This is a genomic window from Marinactinospora endophytica, assembly GCF_054780875.1.
In genome coordinates this window covers 84,101-99,144 of record NZ_BAAGVM010000013.1, presented here as the reverse complement: position 1 = coordinate 99,144, position 15,044 = coordinate 84,101, and the positions used below count along the sequence as shown (strand labels likewise).

The 15,044-nt window shown below is 72.3% G+C and carries 16 protein-coding genes; 5 read left to right on the top strand and 11 right to left on the bottom strand.

Annotated elements, in window-relative coordinates:
• Window positions 1-51: 51 nt before the first annotated feature.
• The 3 genes from ACYVHU_RS21975 to ACYVHU_RS21965 all read right to left on the bottom strand — a co-directional run bounded on the left by ACYVHU_RS21975 (window position 52) and on the right by ACYVHU_RS21965 (window position 3,683).
• On the bottom strand, window positions 52-1,266 hold the full coding sequence (locus ACYVHU_RS21975) for a beta-ketoacyl synthase N-terminal-like domain-containing protein (RefSeq protein ID WP_078760758.1): 1,215 nt from the start codon (window positions 1,264-1,266) through the stop codon (window positions 52-54).
• A gap of 14 nt (window positions 1,267-1,280) precedes the next feature.
• Window positions 1,281-2,522 carry a beta-ketoacyl-[acyl-carrier-protein] synthase family protein gene (locus ACYVHU_RS21970; protein WP_078760759.1) on the bottom strand — a complete coding sequence of 414 codons (1,242 nt, stop codon included), beginning with the start codon at window positions 2,520-2,522 and terminating at the stop codon, window positions 1,281-1,283.
• Between the two features lie 147 nt (window positions 2,523-2,669).
• Window positions 2,670-3,683, bottom strand: coding sequence for an ACP S-malonyltransferase (locus tag ACYVHU_RS21965; protein WP_432940033.1), 1,014 nt, complete (start codon window positions 3,681-3,683; stop codon window positions 2,670-2,672).
• 196 nt (window positions 3,684-3,879) lie between these two features.
• Here ACYVHU_RS21965 and ACYVHU_RS21960 point away from each other — a divergent pair, with 196 nt between their 5' ends.
• A complete protein-coding gene (locus ACYVHU_RS21960; RefSeq protein ID WP_159457228.1) occupies window positions 3,880-4,359 on the top strand; it encodes a MarR family winged helix-turn-helix transcriptional regulator in 480 nt (159 codons plus the stop codon).
• On the opposite strand, the gene ACYVHU_RS21955 is transcribed toward ACYVHU_RS21960, so the two are convergent.
• From ACYVHU_RS21955 to ACYVHU_RS21940, 4 genes are all read right to left on the bottom strand, one after another.
• The gene (locus ACYVHU_RS21955; protein WP_498949416.1) at window positions 4,338-5,450 is read right to left on the bottom strand and encodes a hypothetical protein; all 1,113 of its coding nucleotides are present in this window, start codon (window positions 5,448-5,450) and stop codon (window positions 4,338-4,340) included. The two genes, ACYVHU_RS21960 and ACYVHU_RS21955, sit on opposite strands and share 22 nt — an antisense overlap.
• A 656-nt stretch (window positions 5,451-6,106) precedes the next feature.
• Complete coding sequence (locus ACYVHU_RS21950; protein WP_144390001.1) at window positions 6,107-6,856, bottom strand: Mut7-C RNAse domain-containing protein; 750 nt, start codon at window positions 6,854-6,856, stop codon at window positions 6,107-6,109.
• Window positions 6,857-6,897: 41 nt separating this feature from the next.
• Window positions 6,898-7,113 carry an EF-hand domain-containing protein gene (locus ACYVHU_RS21945; RefSeq protein WP_078760763.1) on the bottom strand — a complete coding sequence of 72 codons (216 nt, stop codon included), beginning with the start codon at window positions 7,111-7,113 and terminating at the stop codon, window positions 6,898-6,900.
• Between the two features lie 162 nt (window positions 7,114-7,275).
• A complete protein-coding gene (locus tag ACYVHU_RS21940; protein ID WP_078760764.1) occupies window positions 7,276-8,304 on the bottom strand; it encodes a methyltransferase in 1,029 nt (342 codons plus the stop codon).
• Between the two features lie 500 nt (window positions 8,305-8,804).
• Here ACYVHU_RS21940 and ACYVHU_RS21935 point away from each other — a divergent pair, with 500 nt between their 5' ends.
• Complete coding sequence (locus ACYVHU_RS21935) at window positions 8,805-9,041, top strand: hypothetical protein (RefSeq protein WP_144390002.1); 237 nt, start codon at window positions 8,805-8,807, stop codon at window positions 9,039-9,041.
• Window positions 9,042-9,073: 32 nt separating this feature from the next.
• Here the strand turns inward: ACYVHU_RS21935 and ACYVHU_RS21930 are convergent, their stop codons facing one another.
• The 3 genes from ACYVHU_RS21930 to ACYVHU_RS21920 all read right to left on the bottom strand — a co-directional run bounded on the left by ACYVHU_RS21930 (window position 9,074) and on the right by ACYVHU_RS21920 (window position 12,939).
• A complete protein-coding gene (locus tag ACYVHU_RS21930; protein ID WP_200813549.1) occupies window positions 9,074-9,709 on the bottom strand; it encodes a flavin reductase family protein in 636 nt (211 codons plus the stop codon).
• A 317-nt stretch (window positions 9,710-10,026) separates the two neighbouring features.
• The gene (locus ACYVHU_RS21925) at window positions 10,027-11,751 is read right to left on the bottom strand and encodes a class I adenylate-forming enzyme family protein (RefSeq protein WP_078760767.1); all 1,725 of its coding nucleotides are present in this window, start codon (window positions 11,749-11,751) and stop codon (window positions 10,027-10,029) included.
• 96 nt (window positions 11,752-11,847) lie between these two features.
• Window positions 11,848-12,939, bottom strand: a complete 1,092-nt coding sequence (locus ACYVHU_RS21920; RefSeq protein WP_078760768.1) for a Zn-dependent alcohol dehydrogenase — start codon at window positions 12,937-12,939, stop codon at window positions 11,848-11,850.
• 227 nt (window positions 12,940-13,166) lie between these two features.
• On the opposite strand from ACYVHU_RS21920, the gene ACYVHU_RS21915 reads away from it, so the two are divergent.
• The 3 genes from ACYVHU_RS21915 (at window position 13,167) to wrbA (ending at window position 14,368) form a co-directional block, all read left to right on the top strand.
• Window positions 13,167-13,415 (top strand): hypothetical protein, encoded by a 249-nt coding sequence (locus tag ACYVHU_RS21915; protein ID WP_078760769.1) that lies wholly within the window; start codon window positions 13,167-13,169, stop codon window positions 13,413-13,415.
• Window positions 13,367-13,561 (top strand): hypothetical protein, encoded by a 195-nt coding sequence (locus tag ACYVHU_RS21910; protein WP_498949415.1) that lies wholly within the window; start codon window positions 13,367-13,369, stop codon window positions 13,559-13,561. The genes ACYVHU_RS21915 and ACYVHU_RS21910 overlap by 49 nt, the downstream gene beginning before the upstream one ends.
• 192 nt (window positions 13,562-13,753) lie before the next feature.
• Window positions 13,754-14,368: an NAD(P)H:quinone oxidoreductase gene (wrbA, locus tag ACYVHU_RS21905; protein WP_078760770.1), complete on the top strand. Its 615-nt coding sequence runs from the start codon at window positions 13,754-13,756 to the stop codon at window positions 14,366-14,368.
• A gap of 135 nt (window positions 14,369-14,503) precedes the next feature.
• On the opposite strand, the gene ACYVHU_RS21900 is transcribed toward wrbA, so the two are convergent.
• A complete protein-coding gene (locus ACYVHU_RS21900; RefSeq protein ID WP_078760771.1) occupies window positions 14,504-15,031 on the bottom strand; it encodes a GNAT family N-acetyltransferase in 528 nt (175 codons plus the stop codon).
• Window positions 15,032-15,044 lie beyond the last annotated feature (13 nt).

Below are 15,044 nucleotides of genomic sequence, written 5' to 3'. Positions count from 1 at the left end.
GCTCCTCGGTTGTCGGGTGGGACTGTCCGTGGACACATGGCGATCCCCGGATCAGGCCGCGCTGATCAGACAGGCGGCCACGGTTCCGTCGGCGCCCCGGGCGTTGACGAGTGCGTTGCGCACGGGGCGCCGACGTGGGGCGCGGTTCACCGGTGCGAGATGGTGGTCCGTGGCCCCGGATTCAGTGGGGGAGGAGGCGATCGCGGGCGTGACGCCATGGCGTATGGCCAGCAGGGCGCCGGCCGCCTCGACCGCGGCCGCCGCACCGAGCAGATGCCCGGTGACCGGTTTGATGGTGGTCTGCCCGCGACGGTCACCGGCCGGGCCGAGAGTGGACTCCAGGACGGCCAGCTCGGCCTCGTCGGCGGCGACGGTGCCCTGGGCGTCCAGGCCGACGTAGTCGACCAGGTCGGGACTGATGCCCGCCTCGGATACGGCGGTGCTGATCACCCGGGACAGCGCCCGCCGCCCGGGCCCGGCGAAGACCTCGTTCTGGCGGGCACGGCCCACCCCGAAGCCGGAGACGCGCGCGTGGACGCGGGCACCACGCGCGTGCGCGGATTCGGCGTCCTCCAAGACGAGGAAGACCGCACCCTCCCCGACGCAGAAGCCGTTCGCCCGTGAGTCGAACGGCAGGTAGCCGGTGGGGCTCGTCCGCCCGCCGTTGGTGCAGAAGGTGTAGGCGTAGGGGGTGATGGGGGCTTCGGCGCCACCGCACAGCATCACGCGGGCCCGGCCCTCCTGGATGGCGCGCATGCCGTAGCCGATGGCCAGGGCGCTGCCGGCGGTGTCGGCCGAGACGGTCTTGCTGAACCCCTTGAGACCGCGCGCGATGGTGACCTGTCCCTGCGCCGCGGTGGGGAACCAGGCCGACGCGATGTAGGGGCTGACGCCGGTGTAGCCCTGGGTGTACAGGCGGCGCAGGCTGGGTTCGGTGATCTCCCAGCCGGCGTACATGTTCCCCAGGTAGACGCCGATGTCGCCGGCGGGGCCGTCGGGGGAGAGCCCGGCGTCGGCCAGGGCGGAGTCGGCGGCGGCCAGGGCCAGCGCGCTGAAGCGGTCCATCCGTTTACGCAGTCGGTTGGGCAGCGCCCCGAGCGCCTCGTCGGCGACGACGCCCGCCCGGGGGCAGGTGTGCCCGGTGGTGTCGAAGCGATCGATGGGCGCGACCTGGCTGTGTCCGGCCACGGCCAGGTCCCACAACTCGTCGGGCCGATGGGCCCCTGGCAGGGTGATCCCCATGCCGGTGATGACGACTTGACGCATCCTCGTCTCCTTCTTCACACGGCACCGAGCACGACAGTGGAGTGAATGCCGCCGAACCCGCTGGACAGGCTGGCGATGACGCCGGGATCGGCCTCGCGCGCCGTGTTGGGCACGTAGTCGAGGTCGCAGTACCGGTCGGCTTCGAACAGATTGATGGTGGGAGGAAGCACGCCGTCGCGTAGGGCCAGGGCCGAGGCCACGAACTCCAGCGCGTTGGCCGCGGCCAGCGCGTGGCCGACCATGGACTTGGTGGAGCTGACCGGGGTGGTCCGGGCGTGTGCGCCCAGGACGCTCTTGATGGCGTTGGTCTCGCAGACGTCGTTCTGCGGGGTGGAGCTGCCGTGGGCGTTGATGTAGCCCACGCGCTCCGGTCCGCAGCGGGCGTCCTCCAACGCCAGCCGGAAGGAGCGCGCCAGGTCGGCGCCGTCGAAGTCGAGGTCGGTCATGTGGAAGGCGTTGTTGACGCTGCCGTAGCCGAGAACCTCGCCGAGCACGGTCGCCCCGCGGGCCCGCGCGTGCTCCCACTCCTCCAGTACGGCCAGCCCCGCCCCCTCGGCGAGCACGAAACCGTCGCGGTCGCGTTCGAAGGGACGTGAGGCGTGCTCGGGGTCGTCGTTGCGCACGGACAGCGCCCCGATGACGTCGAAGCAGGCCACCACGAAGGGGCTGACGGGGGCCTCGGCGCCGCCGGCCAGCATCACGTCCGCGTCACCGCGCCGGATCGCGTCCAGGGCGAAGCCGATGGCGTCGTTGCCGCCGGTGCAGCCGGTGGTGAGCGTGGCGCACACCCCCTCGAAACCGTAGGCGTCGGCGATGACGCTGCCGGGTGTGGCGAAGGTGGCGGCGCGGTGCAGCTGGGGATGGGCGGCCCGGACGTCGATCGGTCCGGTGCCCCCGGCCGTGATGTCGGCGAAGTGCTCGGTCATGAAGATGCCGCCGATGGCGTTGGACACGGCCACGCCGATGCGGTCGGGGCTGACCCGGGGGTCGGGAAGCCCAGCGGAGGCCAGGGCCTCGTCGGCGGCGATCTGGGCCATGCGTACCACGCGGTCTTCGCCGTCGGGGTCCTCGGCCGCACCCGAGGGAAGCGAGGGATGGTCGACCTGTCCGGCGATGCGGGAGTGGTGGCCGGAGGGATCGAAGGCGGTGATGCGGGAGATCGCGCCCTGCCCCTCCCAAAGGGCTCGGGCGTACTCCTTCACGCCCGTTCCGTTCGGGGCGAGTACTCCGAGACCGGTGATGGCGACTCTGCGCATTGGGTTTCCTTGGGTCTGGGGCCGCCGTGCGCGGCCCGGGGGCGATGGGTGGGGGATGACCGCCGAGGGGCGGAACGCGGGACGGGGGAGTGCCGGGGGCCGCGCGCGTGGGGAGAGGGGTGGGCCACGGGGGGGCGGGAGGGGGGATCAGCCGACGGGAAGCCGGGTCGCCGGGTCGGTGCCGAAGCGGTGAGCCAGGGCAGGGAGGTCGGGCCACGCCCGGCAGTTGGTCACGGGCCAGGAGCGGTCGACGCGGCGTAGGAGACCGCGCAGCACCCGGCCCGGGCCCATCTCGACCGCGCCGTCGGGGCACAACCGGAGGAGGGTGGTCGCGGTCCGCTCCCATTGGACCGGGGCGGTGATCTGGCCGCGCAGCAGCTCGCGATAGGTGTCGACATCCTCGACCAACCCGCCGGTGATGCTCGAGACCATGGGCGTGTGTCCCGGGCGCAGGGGGAGCGTGTCGACGACGGGCGCGAACTCCTGCTGAGCGGCGGCCATCAGCGGGGAATGGAAGGCCCCGGCCACGGGGAGTCTCTGGTAGCCGGCCGCCCCCGCGGCGAGCAACGGCTCCTCGAGGGAGGAGACCTCCGCACTGGGGCCCGACAGGACGACCTGGCCGGGGCCGTTGACGTTGGCGACGACCACGTCGGAACCGGACGGCAGGAGCGGGGCGACCCGTTCGACGTCCAGACCGATGACCGCGGCCATCGCGCCGGGGGAGGAGACGCAGCAGCGTTCCATGGCCTGGGCCCGCAGGACCACGGCCCGCGTCGCGGAGGCGAGGTCGAGCCAGCCGCCCGCGACGAGCGCGCTGAACTCGCCGAGGCTGTGCCCCGCGACCGCGGCGGGGCGGAACCCGCGTTCGGCGGCGAGCTCGGCGACCGCGACCGAGACCGCGAAGACGGTGGCCTGGGTCGTGACGGTCGCGCCGAGCCGCTCGGCGGGACCGTGCAGCATGGCGCCGGTGAGGTCGGAGCGGGTGATCTCCTCGGCGAGGCGCAGGGCGCGGCGCAGGGACGGAGAGCGCTCTAACAGGTCGGCCCCCATCCCGGGGGACTGGCTCCCCTGACCAGGGAACACAAAGGCGATTTCGGTGGCCACCGATCCCTCTCCGGCTGGTGCGACAGGACATGGCGTTCCGCCACCGCGGAACGCCATCAGCTTTGCAAACGATCAGCTTCCTTGTCAATCAGCTTTACTGACGATTATGTTGGACGGTGATCAAGGTTCCGGTGGCGCTTCGAGCCGGTCGTTCCTAGATGGTGCTCCGGATCGTTGGTTATGCTGATATTTGTAGAAGCCGTGAGCAGGGGTTCCGGCACTCCGTCCGCGGATTTCGGCCGAAGGTGACGACGTGCGATCGAGCGAGCAGGCACTGGCGGGGGACCGGGAGGCCACCTCCGGCGAAGCAGTGGTCTCCCTCCTGGCCCGGGTGACCCGTGTCGCGGTGCGCGAACTGGACGCCGAGCTGCGTCCCCACAACCTCCGGTCGCGTGACGTCGGGGTGCTGACGCTCATCGAATCCGCCGGCCCGCGCTCCCAGCAGGACATCGGCCGGGAACTGGGCATCGACCGCACCAGCATGGTCGGGATCATCGATCACCTGACAGGTCTCGGCCTGGTCGAACGTGTCCGCGACCCCCACGACCGTCGTCGGTACGCCGTGAGTCTCACCGCCGAGGGCGAACGGCTCCAGCGCGAGGTGCTCCGGCCGCTCGGCGCCGGCGTCGACGCCCGGCTACTGGCCGGCCTGGACTCGGCGCAGCGCACCGTACTGCGCCAGACCCTGGAGCTCCTGGCGCGGGGCGACGATCACGGGAACGGGCAGACGTAGTCGGGTCCCGTGACCGCGTCCCAGGAGGACGCAGCGCCAGGGCACACCACCCGCACACTGCCCAGGCCGGGGCAGTCCCACGGAGAGACGAGCAGGGGTTCGCCGCCGAATCTGAGCTCGGCGAGGGAGGTCCAGTAGCGGGCTTCTTCGAGGGGGGCGAAGGCGCGGGGCGGGGCGTCACCGCAGTGATGGTCCAGGAATTCCAGATATTCCCGCGTGCAGTGCCAGCCGGCCAGCCGGCGTGCCCGGAGCGGGAAGGAGGAGCCCGAGACAGGGATGGCGCGTTTCTCGACACAGCGCAGCACGGCGCCGCGCAGGGCCGCGTCGAGCCCCGGACCGACGGCCGTGCCCCAGGTGCCGGAGGTGCGGTCCGCGTGGTGCAGGACCACGAGGGCCATCGCGAACTCGAATCCGCGCAGCGCGTAGCCGGACACGGACAACCCCGCCGCGCGGGCCTCGGCGCGAGCGGCCTCGGGCAGGGCGGCCTCGGCCTCCTCGTGCACGGGGACGAGGACGGGGGTGGGGCGCCGCCACCACCGCATCGCCACGTCGATCGCCATGACCTCGGCCACGGCGGTCTCCACCTGCCGGGGGGAGACCGCGTCGATCTCGGTGGCGTCGATGGCGCCCAGCAGTTCCTCCTCGGGGAGGCGGGACCGGCCGGCCGGTCCGAGCACGGCCCGCGGCTCCAGTGTGTATCTGTTTCCGCTCAGCGCGCCCCAGGCGGTGATCCCCCCGTCCGCGAGGGTCCGATGGTGCCGGTCGGGGGCGTCGGCCGGCACCGCCGTCCCCCGAGCCGGGTTGCGCCCGGGGAAACGGCCGATGATGCGCATCCTGCGGCGGGCTTCGCGCAGCGCCTCGTCGGCGGAGAGGGCCGCGGCGACGGTTCCGTGGCCCACGGCCCCGTCGAGACGCCGGGCGAAGGCGAGGAAGACCCCCGTGAGAGGGCTCTCGACCGTCTCGGCCGCGGGGTCTCCGCAAGAGGAGCCGGACGGGACGTGGGTGAGGGGAGGGCCGTCACCGGTGATCCCGCCGCGGCCACCGGAGAACACGGTCTCGCGCGTTCGTGTCGGTTCGAAATGGAAATACATCGATCCCCCGTTGTCGCCTTACGGTCCAGGCGTCGCCATGTCCCGAACGCGAATCCGTTGCCCTCCGGCCGCGGGACACATCATATAGAAAGGGTGCTTGCTCGGACCGGAACAGTGACTTCCCCGGGATTCCCGGAAGTCCGGGACGATAGCGGGATGAGGACCCCCTTTTCTGTTTCGCTGCCACGGAAGTGGCCTGTAGGGGTGTCCGTATCCAGGGAGTGTGGCCACGCCGAGGTGGAAGAGGGCGGGGAGCGGCGCGTGTGGGTGGGCGCGCGGAAATCCGTCGAGGGTGGCGGTGAGAACTCCCGGAAGCGGATTCCGGTTCTTTTCGCGACCGTCTTCTCCGCTATGCGGGCCGATGCCGTTTTCCTGGTTTGGGGCTGTTTGGAGATGTGTTTCGGTGACTGGAGGAGGAGAGGGCAGAAAGCGGCTGCTGGAATTCCGGCCAAGGATTTCGGAGGGGGCGTCGGCGTGCTCCGCCGTAAACGAATTACGGATGGTCGTGGCAGGGGAAAGCGCATCGCCGTCAGGGCGGGACGGGCGAGAACATCGTCCGTGGCGACGACGTGGCCGAGGCGCGGTCGGCCCCCATGCCGCGGGGCACAGGCCACCGGGCCCGCCGGGCGGTCCATGACCGACCCGGCGGGCGGGCGTCACATCCGGTCGACGGAGCGCGCGCCGGCCTCGGCGACCGTCCGCTGCGCCGCCGCGACGATCGCGGTGAGCCGATCGTGGTGGGCTCCCGGCCAGTAGAGGCGGTCGCAGTCCAGGCAGCGGGCGAAGGCGTCGTAGGTCGCCCGCGTCCCCTCCTCCAACCGGCGCTCCACCTCGCCCTTGCCCACGTGCTCCAGGGGCCCGTTGCAGGCGGTACAGCGGGTCCAGGGCGCCAGCGGCGGGGCGAAACGGCCCAGGACGTCGTGGAACTGCTCGTCCGGGCGGGTGCCGCGGACGTGGGCGCCGGCCCACAGCGGTCGCCGGCGCAGCAGGCCCCGGTCACGGGTGAGCAGGATCCTGCGCTCGGCGTTGGCCTCCTCCACCAGTACGTCGTCGTCCCGGTCGTTGTGGTAGGTGGTGTCCAGACCCACCAGGCGCAACCGTCGGGCCAGTGTCCCCAGGTGGACGTCGAGGAGGAAACGGGGCGGGGAGAAGGGCAGCGGCTGGGGACGGGGGACCGGAAGGACCTCCACGGTGTCGCCGGAGGCGGGACGGTGGGAGGGGGCGACGGGACGGCCGGCCACACGGAGTCCGCCGACCTCGGGAAGGGGGACGCCGGCCGATTCGACCACGTGCCCCAGCGACGAGGTCCCGTCATAGGGGACGTGGACGTCGGCATACCGGTGCCGGGGCGGCAGGAAGAACCGGAGCTCCTCCGCCACGCGCAGGCACAGCTGCTGGGGCTCCATCACCCCAGCATGCCATGCCGCCGCGGAGGGGGGCCGTTCCATCAACGCCCGCCCGACATGAAGGCGGCGAACTCCTCCAGGGAGATGCGCCCGTCCCCGTCTCCGTCCATGTCGCGGACGGCGCGCTCGGCGCGTTCGTCGGTGATCGCCTCGCCGAGGACCTCCATGAGCCGTTTGAGCTCCGCCGCGGAGATGCGCCCGTCGTCGTCGGAGTCGACGAGGTCGAACGTCGCCGCGTATTCGTCCGTGCCCGCCACGATGCCACGCTCCCTGAGGACAGCCGTCCGGTGGCCATCACCGGCCGATCGGTACGATAGCGCGCCGCGCGCCCGGCGACGTGTTCGCGCCGGCCTCTTCCAGAGGGCCTTCCGGGCCGAGCCCGCCCGCCGGCGGGGACGCCCCGGGCGCGCCCGCCTCCGCTACGACGCAGGCTTGTGGCCCAACGGCGCGGCCACCAACGCGCACAGTCCCAGGGAGAGTCGGACGGAACCGCGCAGGTCCAGCCCTGCCGCGCCGAGCAGCGCGGCGTATTGCGCCTCGCTGCGTTCGCAACCCCCCATGACCACCATCATGTGCAGGTCGAACAGAAGCGGCAGCAGGTCGCCCGGGTCAGAGCCGATGACGCGCTCGACGATCAGCAGCCGGCCGTCCTCGGCCATGGCCTCGCGGCAGTTGCGCAGGATCCGCACGCACTCCTCGTCGTTCCAGTTGTGCAGGACCCGGCACAGCACGTAGACGTCGGAGCCGGGGGGAAGGGGGGCGAAGAAGTCGCCGGGGGTCAACTCGCAACGTCCTTCCCGGACCGGGCCGGCGAGGAGGCGGCGCGCGCGTTCTGCGACCTCGGGCAGTTCGACCAGTCTGCCGCCCAGGTGGGGATGGGCCGCCAGGATCGCCGAGAGCAGGCTCCCGTCGCCGCCTCCGACGTCGGTGACGTGGCGGACCGGCGAGAAGTCGTAGAAGTGCGCGAGGTCGCGTGCCGGGAGGCCGCCCACGGCCATCGCGTCGGAGAACAACGCCAACTGTTGTGGGGCGCTCGCCAAGTGCTCATAGACGGTGCTGCCGAAGACGCGCTCGAACGAGGGTTCCCCGGTGCGCAGGGAGTGCTCCAGCCTCCGCCAGGGTTCCCGGGTGCAGGCGTCGTCGTAGAAGCGCGCCAGGGGCAGCAGCGACCGTTCGTGTCCGGTGGTGAGCAGCCGTCCCGCGCTCGTCAGAGCGGCGGTGTGGCCGTCTTCGGTCAGCAACCCGGCCGCGCCCAACAGCCGTAGCAGGCGCGCGATCGCCGCGGGGTCGGATCCGGTCGCCAGGGCGAGGTCGGCGGCGCTTCGAGGCCCGCCGGCCAGTTCCTCGAAGACGCCCAACCGTATCGAGGCGTGGACCGCTTCGGTGATCCATGGGGCGGTGAGCAGGTGGAACAGTTTCTCCTCGGCCGGGTGGTCCTCTCCGCGCATTACCGGTCTCCTGCCGCGTCACGGTGTCGTGGGTATCCATGCCCGTTATCGCGGGGGTGATCCGGGACGGGATCGCGTGCTTCGTGGAGCGGAAGTGACGGGGATCACCGCGTGGCTCAGGGCACGGTGCCCGGTGGCGGACGACGCCCCAGGTCGTGAGCTGGAGAGGGACGGCTTCGGCGCCGGGGACCGTGATCCCGCGATGGCCGAAACCGGCCCGGTGGTGAAGCCGCGGCGGCGGCCGGATCGGCGCTCTCCAGGGCGTTGACGGCTCGATATCCCCGCTCTGGCGGTTCCGGGGGGACGGCCCGTGCAGGGGTGGCCCCGGGCGGGGATGACGATCCGGCAGCGCGACGTCGGACATTCCGCCACCCGCCCTGGTCGGGGCCTTCCCCGGCCGACCGCGGGCCGCCATCGCCAGGTCCTGGTCCCACAGACGTCCGGGCGGGGGGTTAAGGTGGGGCCGTCCATCGGCTGCGAGCAGACCAGGGGGCGCTGCAGTGTCGTATTCGGTCCTGTCCCATCCCTACCCGGAGCACACCCGTGTGCACCACTTCAGCGAGACCAACCCGCGGGCCTACGTCCACGGGGTGGGCCACATCGTGGGAGTGCTGCGCAGCAATGACGGGAGCTACCTCTACCAGGTCCGCTATGACCAGGCGGGGCAGGTCGTCCAATGGCCGGCCGCCGAGACGATCCCGGCGGGGACCTGGCGCGCGCCCGACCCGCTGGCCTGATCGAAGAGCGTCGCCGGGCCCGGACCGCCTGGTCACCGCTCGGCGCGGAAGTCGCGGCCCAGGTCCGTGCCCGCGGCGATGAAGTGTCGGAACACGTAGAACAGCGGATGCCAGGCCCCCACGTCGACGTGGTCGCTGCCGGGCACGCTGAGGTCGGGGCGAACGTGGACGTGGAGCACCTCGGCCTCCACCATGGCGAAGCCGCCCGCGGCGGCCGGGGCGATCTGCCGCGCCACCGCCTCCAGGTGGACCGGGTACTCGGCGACCCGAGGTGGGGCGACGCGCTCGGACGCGAGAGCGGTGAGGCCCGCGGCGCCGAACTTGTCGCGTTCGTGTCGGTAGACGCCTGCCTTCTCCGGGGGAACCGGGAGGGCGCCGGTCAGCGGCGCCAGCCGTTCCACGCTCGGCCACTGGTCGGCCTCGGGAAGGTTCACCACCAGCTCTCCCCCTCGACGCAGGTTCTCCAGCGTCTGACCGCCCTCGCCCAATCCGATGACCAGGGTGTGCCCCAGGGCCCACATCGAGGAGTTCGGGGCGAGGTTCGCTCCTCCATCGGGGTTGAGCGTCGAGAGCAGGCTCACCAGCGATCCGAAGTACAGCACGGACGGCTTCACCGTCGCGAAGTCCGGGGTTGCGGGGGCGATGGGCGCGGAGGTTCCGTTTCGCATGACCGCCATGCTGCCCCTCGCACCGTTCGGCCCGCGCCGAACGGTTTCCGTGCGTAGCGAGGCCACCGTTGGCCGACGCGGCCCGCGCCGGCCCGGCGGCTTCGGGGCACCCACCACCCGGGCGCGCGGTCCCAGATCCCCGCAGAGGGCGTGGGATCTTTCCCGAGGCATTCGGGGACCGGGCCGGGAGGCCGAGGGCCGTCCCGCCCTTTCCGGGCCGGGAGCAGGCGTCGCAGCGGCCGTGGGCGCCGCCCGGCGCGAGCGCCCCGCCTCCGGTCCCGAACGCGCCGCCTTCCGCCGGGGTGCTCCCGGGCGCCTCAGCCGGACCGTGGCCGCAGGCGGTCGCGCACCTGTTTCTTCAGCAGCTTGCCGGCCGCGTTGCGGGGCAGTTCCCCGGTGGTCAGGGTGATGTGCGTGGGGATCTTGAACGCCGCGATCCGTTCGCGCAGGTGGGCGCGGAGGTCATCGACGTCCAGGGGCACCCCGGGCAGCACCCGCACCAGCGCGCCCACCTCCTCGCCCAGGACGTCGTGGGGCACGCCCACCACCGCCACCTCGGCCACGGCCGGGTGTTCGTGGATGGCCGCCTCCACCTCGGCGCAGTAGACGTTCTCACCGCCTCGGATGATCATGTCCTTGGCCCGGTCGACGATGTAGAGGAAGCCCTCCTCGTCCAGCCGGCCCAGGTCTCCGGTGCGCAGCCAGCCGTCGGTGATGGCCTGGGCGGTGGCTTCGGGGCGTTTCCAGTAACCGTGCACGACGCCCGGGCCGCGCAGCCACACCTCGCCCACCTCGCCCGGGGGGAGTTCGGTCCCATCGGGCCCGCTGACGCGCACGTCGACCACGGCGACGGGGGCGCCGACGCTGTCGGGGCGCAGTAGATAGTCCGGTCCCATGTTGGACGTGGCGATCGCCGAGCACTCGGTCAGTCCGTAGCCCACTCCGAGGAGGAGGTCGTGCAGGCTCGCCCGAGCGCGCGAGACGATGGCGGGCGCGGCGGGCGCGCCCCCGCTGTTGAGCATGACGAGGCTGGAGACGTCGTGCTCGGCGAGCCGGGGGGAGGCCAGCAGCTGCGTGAGCATCGTGGGCACACCGGTCATGCCGGTGACGCGCTCGCGTTCGATCAGGGCGGGGGCGGCGTCGGCGTCCCATTTGTGGACCAGTACCAGCGTCCCGCCGGTGAACAGGGTGGGCAGCATGACGCTCTGCGCCCCGGTGGCGTGGAACAGGGGGACCGCGCACAGGATCACCGGTGGCGGCAGCTGCTCGGCCAGGGTGAGGACGTCGTCGAGGTCCACCCCGGCGCGCATGAGGGCCCGGGCGCGCGCGTAGGCGCCGGAGACGATGTTGGAGACCAGGTTGCGGTGCGACCCCAGCGCGCCCTTGGGCAGCCCCGTGGTGCCCGAGGTGTAGAAGATCGTCACCGGGTCGTCCGGGTGCAGCTCCACCTCTGGCAGCCGCACGTCCGGGGCGGGGTGTCCGAGCGTCTGCTCCCATGTCCGGGCACCAGGGGGAAGGCGACGCCCCACGTCCACGGCGATGGTGGCCGGGGGCGTCGACAGGTCGGCGAGGCGGTCCAGCCGCTCGCCGTCGGCGATGAGCACCTTCGCGCCGCTGTCGCGTAGGCCGAACTCCAGTTCGCGGCCCACCCACCAGGCGTTGAGGGGGACCACGATCGCGCCGATGCTCGCCGCGGCGAAGAAGGAGACGACCCACTCGGGCCTGTTGCGCATGGCGATCGCGACGCGGTCCCCCTTGGCCACCCCGTGGTCGGTGACCAGGCGGTGGGCCAGGGCGGCGGCGCGCCGGTAGTACTCGGTGTGGGAGATGCGCTGTTCGTCGAGGACGAGCGCGGGGCGATCGCCGTGCTCGAGGCTGGTCTCAAGGATCGCCCGCAGGTGCGGCGGGGCCTTTTTCCAGACGCGGGTGGGCACGCCCCCGATCTCTACGCGCTCTGTCTCGAAGGGGGTGCCGGTGGTGAGGAGCTGCGCGGTGACCGAGGCCAGCGACCGCGGGGGAGGGGGGAGCGACGACTGTGACATGGCTGCTCCAGGTCGTTCGGGGCCGGACGCCGGCGCGTCCGGCCGGATGTCCGGAGGGCGGCCGTGCGGCGCCGCGGCCCCGGGCCGCCCCCGGGGTCACTCGAAGCGGATGAGGGAGCGGCCCCCCTTGCCCTCCAGCATCCGGTGGAAGGCGTCGGGGAGTTCCGCGAGCGTGATCTCGTCGGTCACCATGGCGGCCAGGTCGATCGCGCCGTCGTGGACGTGGCGGGCGAGTTCGGGGATGTCGGTGGCGGGGTCGGCGGAGCCGTACACGCAGCCGCGCAGGGTGCGGGCGAAGTGGAACAGCTCCAGGGCGTTGAAGCTCAGCCGGTCGTCCTTGGCGCCCACCCCGACGACGGTGGTGCTCCCCCCGCGCCGGGTCGCGCTCCACGCCTGGCGGATCGCGGCGGCCGATCCGACGACCTCGAAGGCGTGGTCGACGCCCCGTCCGCCGGTGAGCCCGCGGATCTCCCGGCTCAGCCCGTCGCCGGCGAGGCGGAAGTGGGTGGCGCCCAGCCGTGTCGCCAGCTCCTCTTTGGCGGGGGAGACGTCCACGGCGATGATGGGGTCGGCGCCGGCCAGACGGGCCCCCTGGAGTACGGCGAGCCCGACACCGCCCAGGCCGATCACGGCGACGGACTGGCCGGGGCGCACCCGCGCGGAGTTGGTGACGGCCCCGACGCCGGTGAGCACCGCGCAGCCGAGCAGGGCCGCGTTGTGCGGTTGGATGCCGTCGGGCAGGGGGACCACCGCGCTGGTGGGGACCACGGTCTCCTGCGCGAACGCGGCGGTGCCCAGGCCGGCGTGCAGGGCGGTGCCGTCGGGCAGGCTGGCGTAGGGGGAGTGGGCGGCGTCGCCGGAACGCTCGCACAGGTAGGGCTCACCGTTGTGGCAGAACCAGCAGGAGCGGCAGGGGGGCGCCCAGTTCAGCACCACGCGCTGCCCGACCTGCACGTCGGTCACATCGGGACCGACCGCGATCACCGTTCCGGCTCCCTCGTGTCCCAGGACGGCGGGGAAGGGCTGGGCCAGCCTGCCCTCGGCCAGGGAGAGGTCGGAGTGGCACACCCCGGCCGCGGCCAGGCGGACCTTGACCCGGCCGGGGCCCGGGTCGGGCAGGAGGATTTCGCCGATCCGCGGCGGCGCGCCGATCTCGGAGAAAACGGCCGCCTCGACGGTGGTGGGCATGGAACTCTCCCTGGGTGTCCGTGGTCCGCAGATGAGCCCGACCCTATAAGACCGACTGGTCGGTTGGCCAGGAGGGGCCGTCCTGCGGACCCCGGTCCAGACATCGGCGGGCCGAGACGCATGAGGATGATCGGCGCGGGCGGCGGCCGGCCCGACATCCCGGGAGGCCGGGGGGAGGAGGGGGGCATGGGGAGGAAGGCGGCAGAGGAAGCGGCGGGAGGCGGGCGGTGAGCGCCGTGGGCGCGCCGCGCCGATCCGGGTTCCGCTTCGACCCGCGCGCGGCGCGTGTGCTGCGGCTGTTCGGCGTCCGCCCGGAGACGGCCTGGGTGGCGGTCGGCGGGCGCGCGCTGGAGGTGCGTTTCGGTCCGTGGCGGGTGCGCACGCCCCGCCGCAACATCACCGGGGTGCGGCTCGGTGGCCCCTATCGGTGGCGGCGGGTGATCGGCGCGCGGATGTCGCTGCTGGACGGGGGCTGACGCTGGGCGGCAACGCCGAACGCGGTGTCTGTCTGCTGCTGCGTGTTCCCGTGCGCGGTATCGAACCGCTGGGACTGGTCCGCCATCGAGGTGTCACCCTCACCGTGGAACGGCCTGAGGAGCTGGTCCGGGCGTTGCGCGACTGAGGTCTTGGGCTCCGCCGGTCCGGGGGAGCCCGGGATTCGACGTTTTCATGCCTATGTATTATCTTCCCGGAAAGAAAGTCCCACCCGGGCGTGGTGACGGAACGCACGCATGAACCTCTGTCGCATTAGTTGAAATTTCAACTAGGTTGGGTGCGGGAAGCGCTACGGCGCGAACGTCTGAAAGGACTCACCATGAGCGAGAACGTCAAGCTCAGCGTCATCTACTACTCCTCCACCGGTGTCGGCTACGAGATCGCCCGCGAGATCGTCGAGACCGCGGAGAAGGAGGGCGCCGAGGTCCGCCTGCGCAAGGCCGCCGAGCTCGCGCCGGCCGCCGCCATCGAGAGCAACCCGGCTTGGGCCGCCAACGTCGAGGCCACCAAGGACGTCCCCGAGGCCACCGCCGACGACGTCGTGTGGGCCGACGCGGTGATCTTCGGCTCGCCGACCCGGTACGGCAACATCGCCTCCCAGCTCAAGCAGTTCATCGACACGCTCGGCCCGCAGTGGGCCCAGGGGCAGCTCGCCGACAAGGTCTACAGCGGCTTCACCTCCTCCGCCACCGCCCACGGCGGTCAGGAGTCCACGCTGCTCGCGCTGAGCAACACCTTCTACCACTTCGGTGGCATCATCGTGCCGCCCGGCTACACCGACGGCTCCAAGTTCGTCGACGGCAACCCCTACGGCACCTCCCACGTCGACGCCCAGGGCAACAACCCGGTCGACGAGACCACCCGCACCGCCGCGCAGGTCCAGGCCAAGCGCGTCGTGCGCGTCGCCCGCGCCCTCAAGGCCGGCGACCTCTAGGACGCGAGGGTCCTCCCGCGGCGGCGGACGCCGCAGACCCGGGGGAGGGGCGAGGGGTGCCGTGTCCCAGGACACGGCACCCCTTCGACCGTCGTGTCCGCCGTCCCCGCCCGTGGCCGGGAACGGCGGGCGGGATCACAGGTCGGAGGGGCGGATGCGAAACGCCTGTAGGCGCAGACCGTAGTACTTGTCGGTCTCGCCCACCCACTCCATGCCGATACGCCGCGCGGTCGCGATGGCGCGGGTGTTGGCCGGGCGGGCAACCGCGAACAGCTCCTCGACCCCCTGGGAGAAGGCCCAACGCGCCATCTCCCGGCCGGCCTCGCTCGCGTAGCCGTGCCCCCAGGCGTCCGGGCGCAGCTGCCAGCTCAGCTCGAAGTCCTCCTCGAAGGGGGGCAGCAGCCGTATCGACAGGCCGCCGATCACCGTCGCGTCGTCGCGACGCAGGATCGCCCAGCGCCCGGCCGGCGGCACCAGGTTGGGCTGCGCCTCCACCCAGGCCTCCAGCACCGAGCGCATCGCGCCCACGTCGCCCACGGGGCGCATGAGCGGTGTCAACCAGCGGGAGACCTCCTCGGAGCCGTAGACGGCGAACGCCGCTTCGGCGTCCTCCACCCTCCAGTCCTGGATCAGCAGTCGCTCGGTGCGCAGAGGTGGCGTCATATTCCGCATGCTA

Bases quoted from the DNA above. Each gene is read 5' to 3' on its own strand.
- ACYVHU_RS21940 (WP_078760764.1), bottom strand. From the start codon at position 8,304: ATGCGCGGAGAGGACCACCCGGCCGAGGAGAAACTGTTCCACCTGCTC.
- ACYVHU_RS21970 (WP_078760759.1), bottom strand. From the start codon at position 2,522: ATGCGCAGAGTCGCCATCACCGGTCTCGGAGTACTCGCCCCGAACGGA.
- ACYVHU_RS21975 (WP_078760758.1), bottom strand. From the start codon at position 1,266: ATGCGTCAAGTCGTCATCACCGGCATGGGGATCACCCTGCCAGGGGCC.
- wrbA (WP_078760770.1), top strand. From the start codon at position 13,754: ATGAGCGAGAACGTCAAGCTCAGCGTCATCTACTACTCCTCCACCGGT.
- ACYVHU_RS21900 (WP_078760771.1), bottom strand. From the start codon at position 15,031: ATGACGCCACCTCTGCGCACCGAGCGACTGCTGATCCAGGACTGGAGG.
- ACYVHU_RS21920 (WP_078760768.1), bottom strand. From the start codon at position 12,939: ATGCCCACCACCGTCGAGGCGGCCGTTTTCTCCGAGATCGGCGCGCCG.
- ACYVHU_RS21925 (WP_078760767.1), bottom strand. From the start codon at position 11,751: ATGTCACAGTCGTCGCTCCCCCCTCCCCCGCGGTCGCTGGCCTCGGTC.
- ACYVHU_RS21930 (WP_200813549.1), bottom strand. From the start codon at position 9,709: ATGCGAAACGGAACCTCCGCGCCCATCGCCCCCGCAACCCCGGACTTC.
- ACYVHU_RS21955 (WP_498949416.1), bottom strand. From the start codon at position 5,450: ATGTATTTCCATTTCGAACCGACACGAACGCGCGAGACCGTGTTCTCC.
- ACYVHU_RS21965 (WP_432940033.1), bottom strand. From the start codon at position 3,683: ATGGCGTTCCGCGGTGGCGGAACGCCATGTCCTGTCGCACCAGCCGGA.
- ACYVHU_RS21950 (WP_144390001.1), bottom strand. From the start codon at position 6,856: ATGGAGCCCCAGCAGCTGTGCCTGCGCGTGGCGGAGGAGCTCCGGTTC.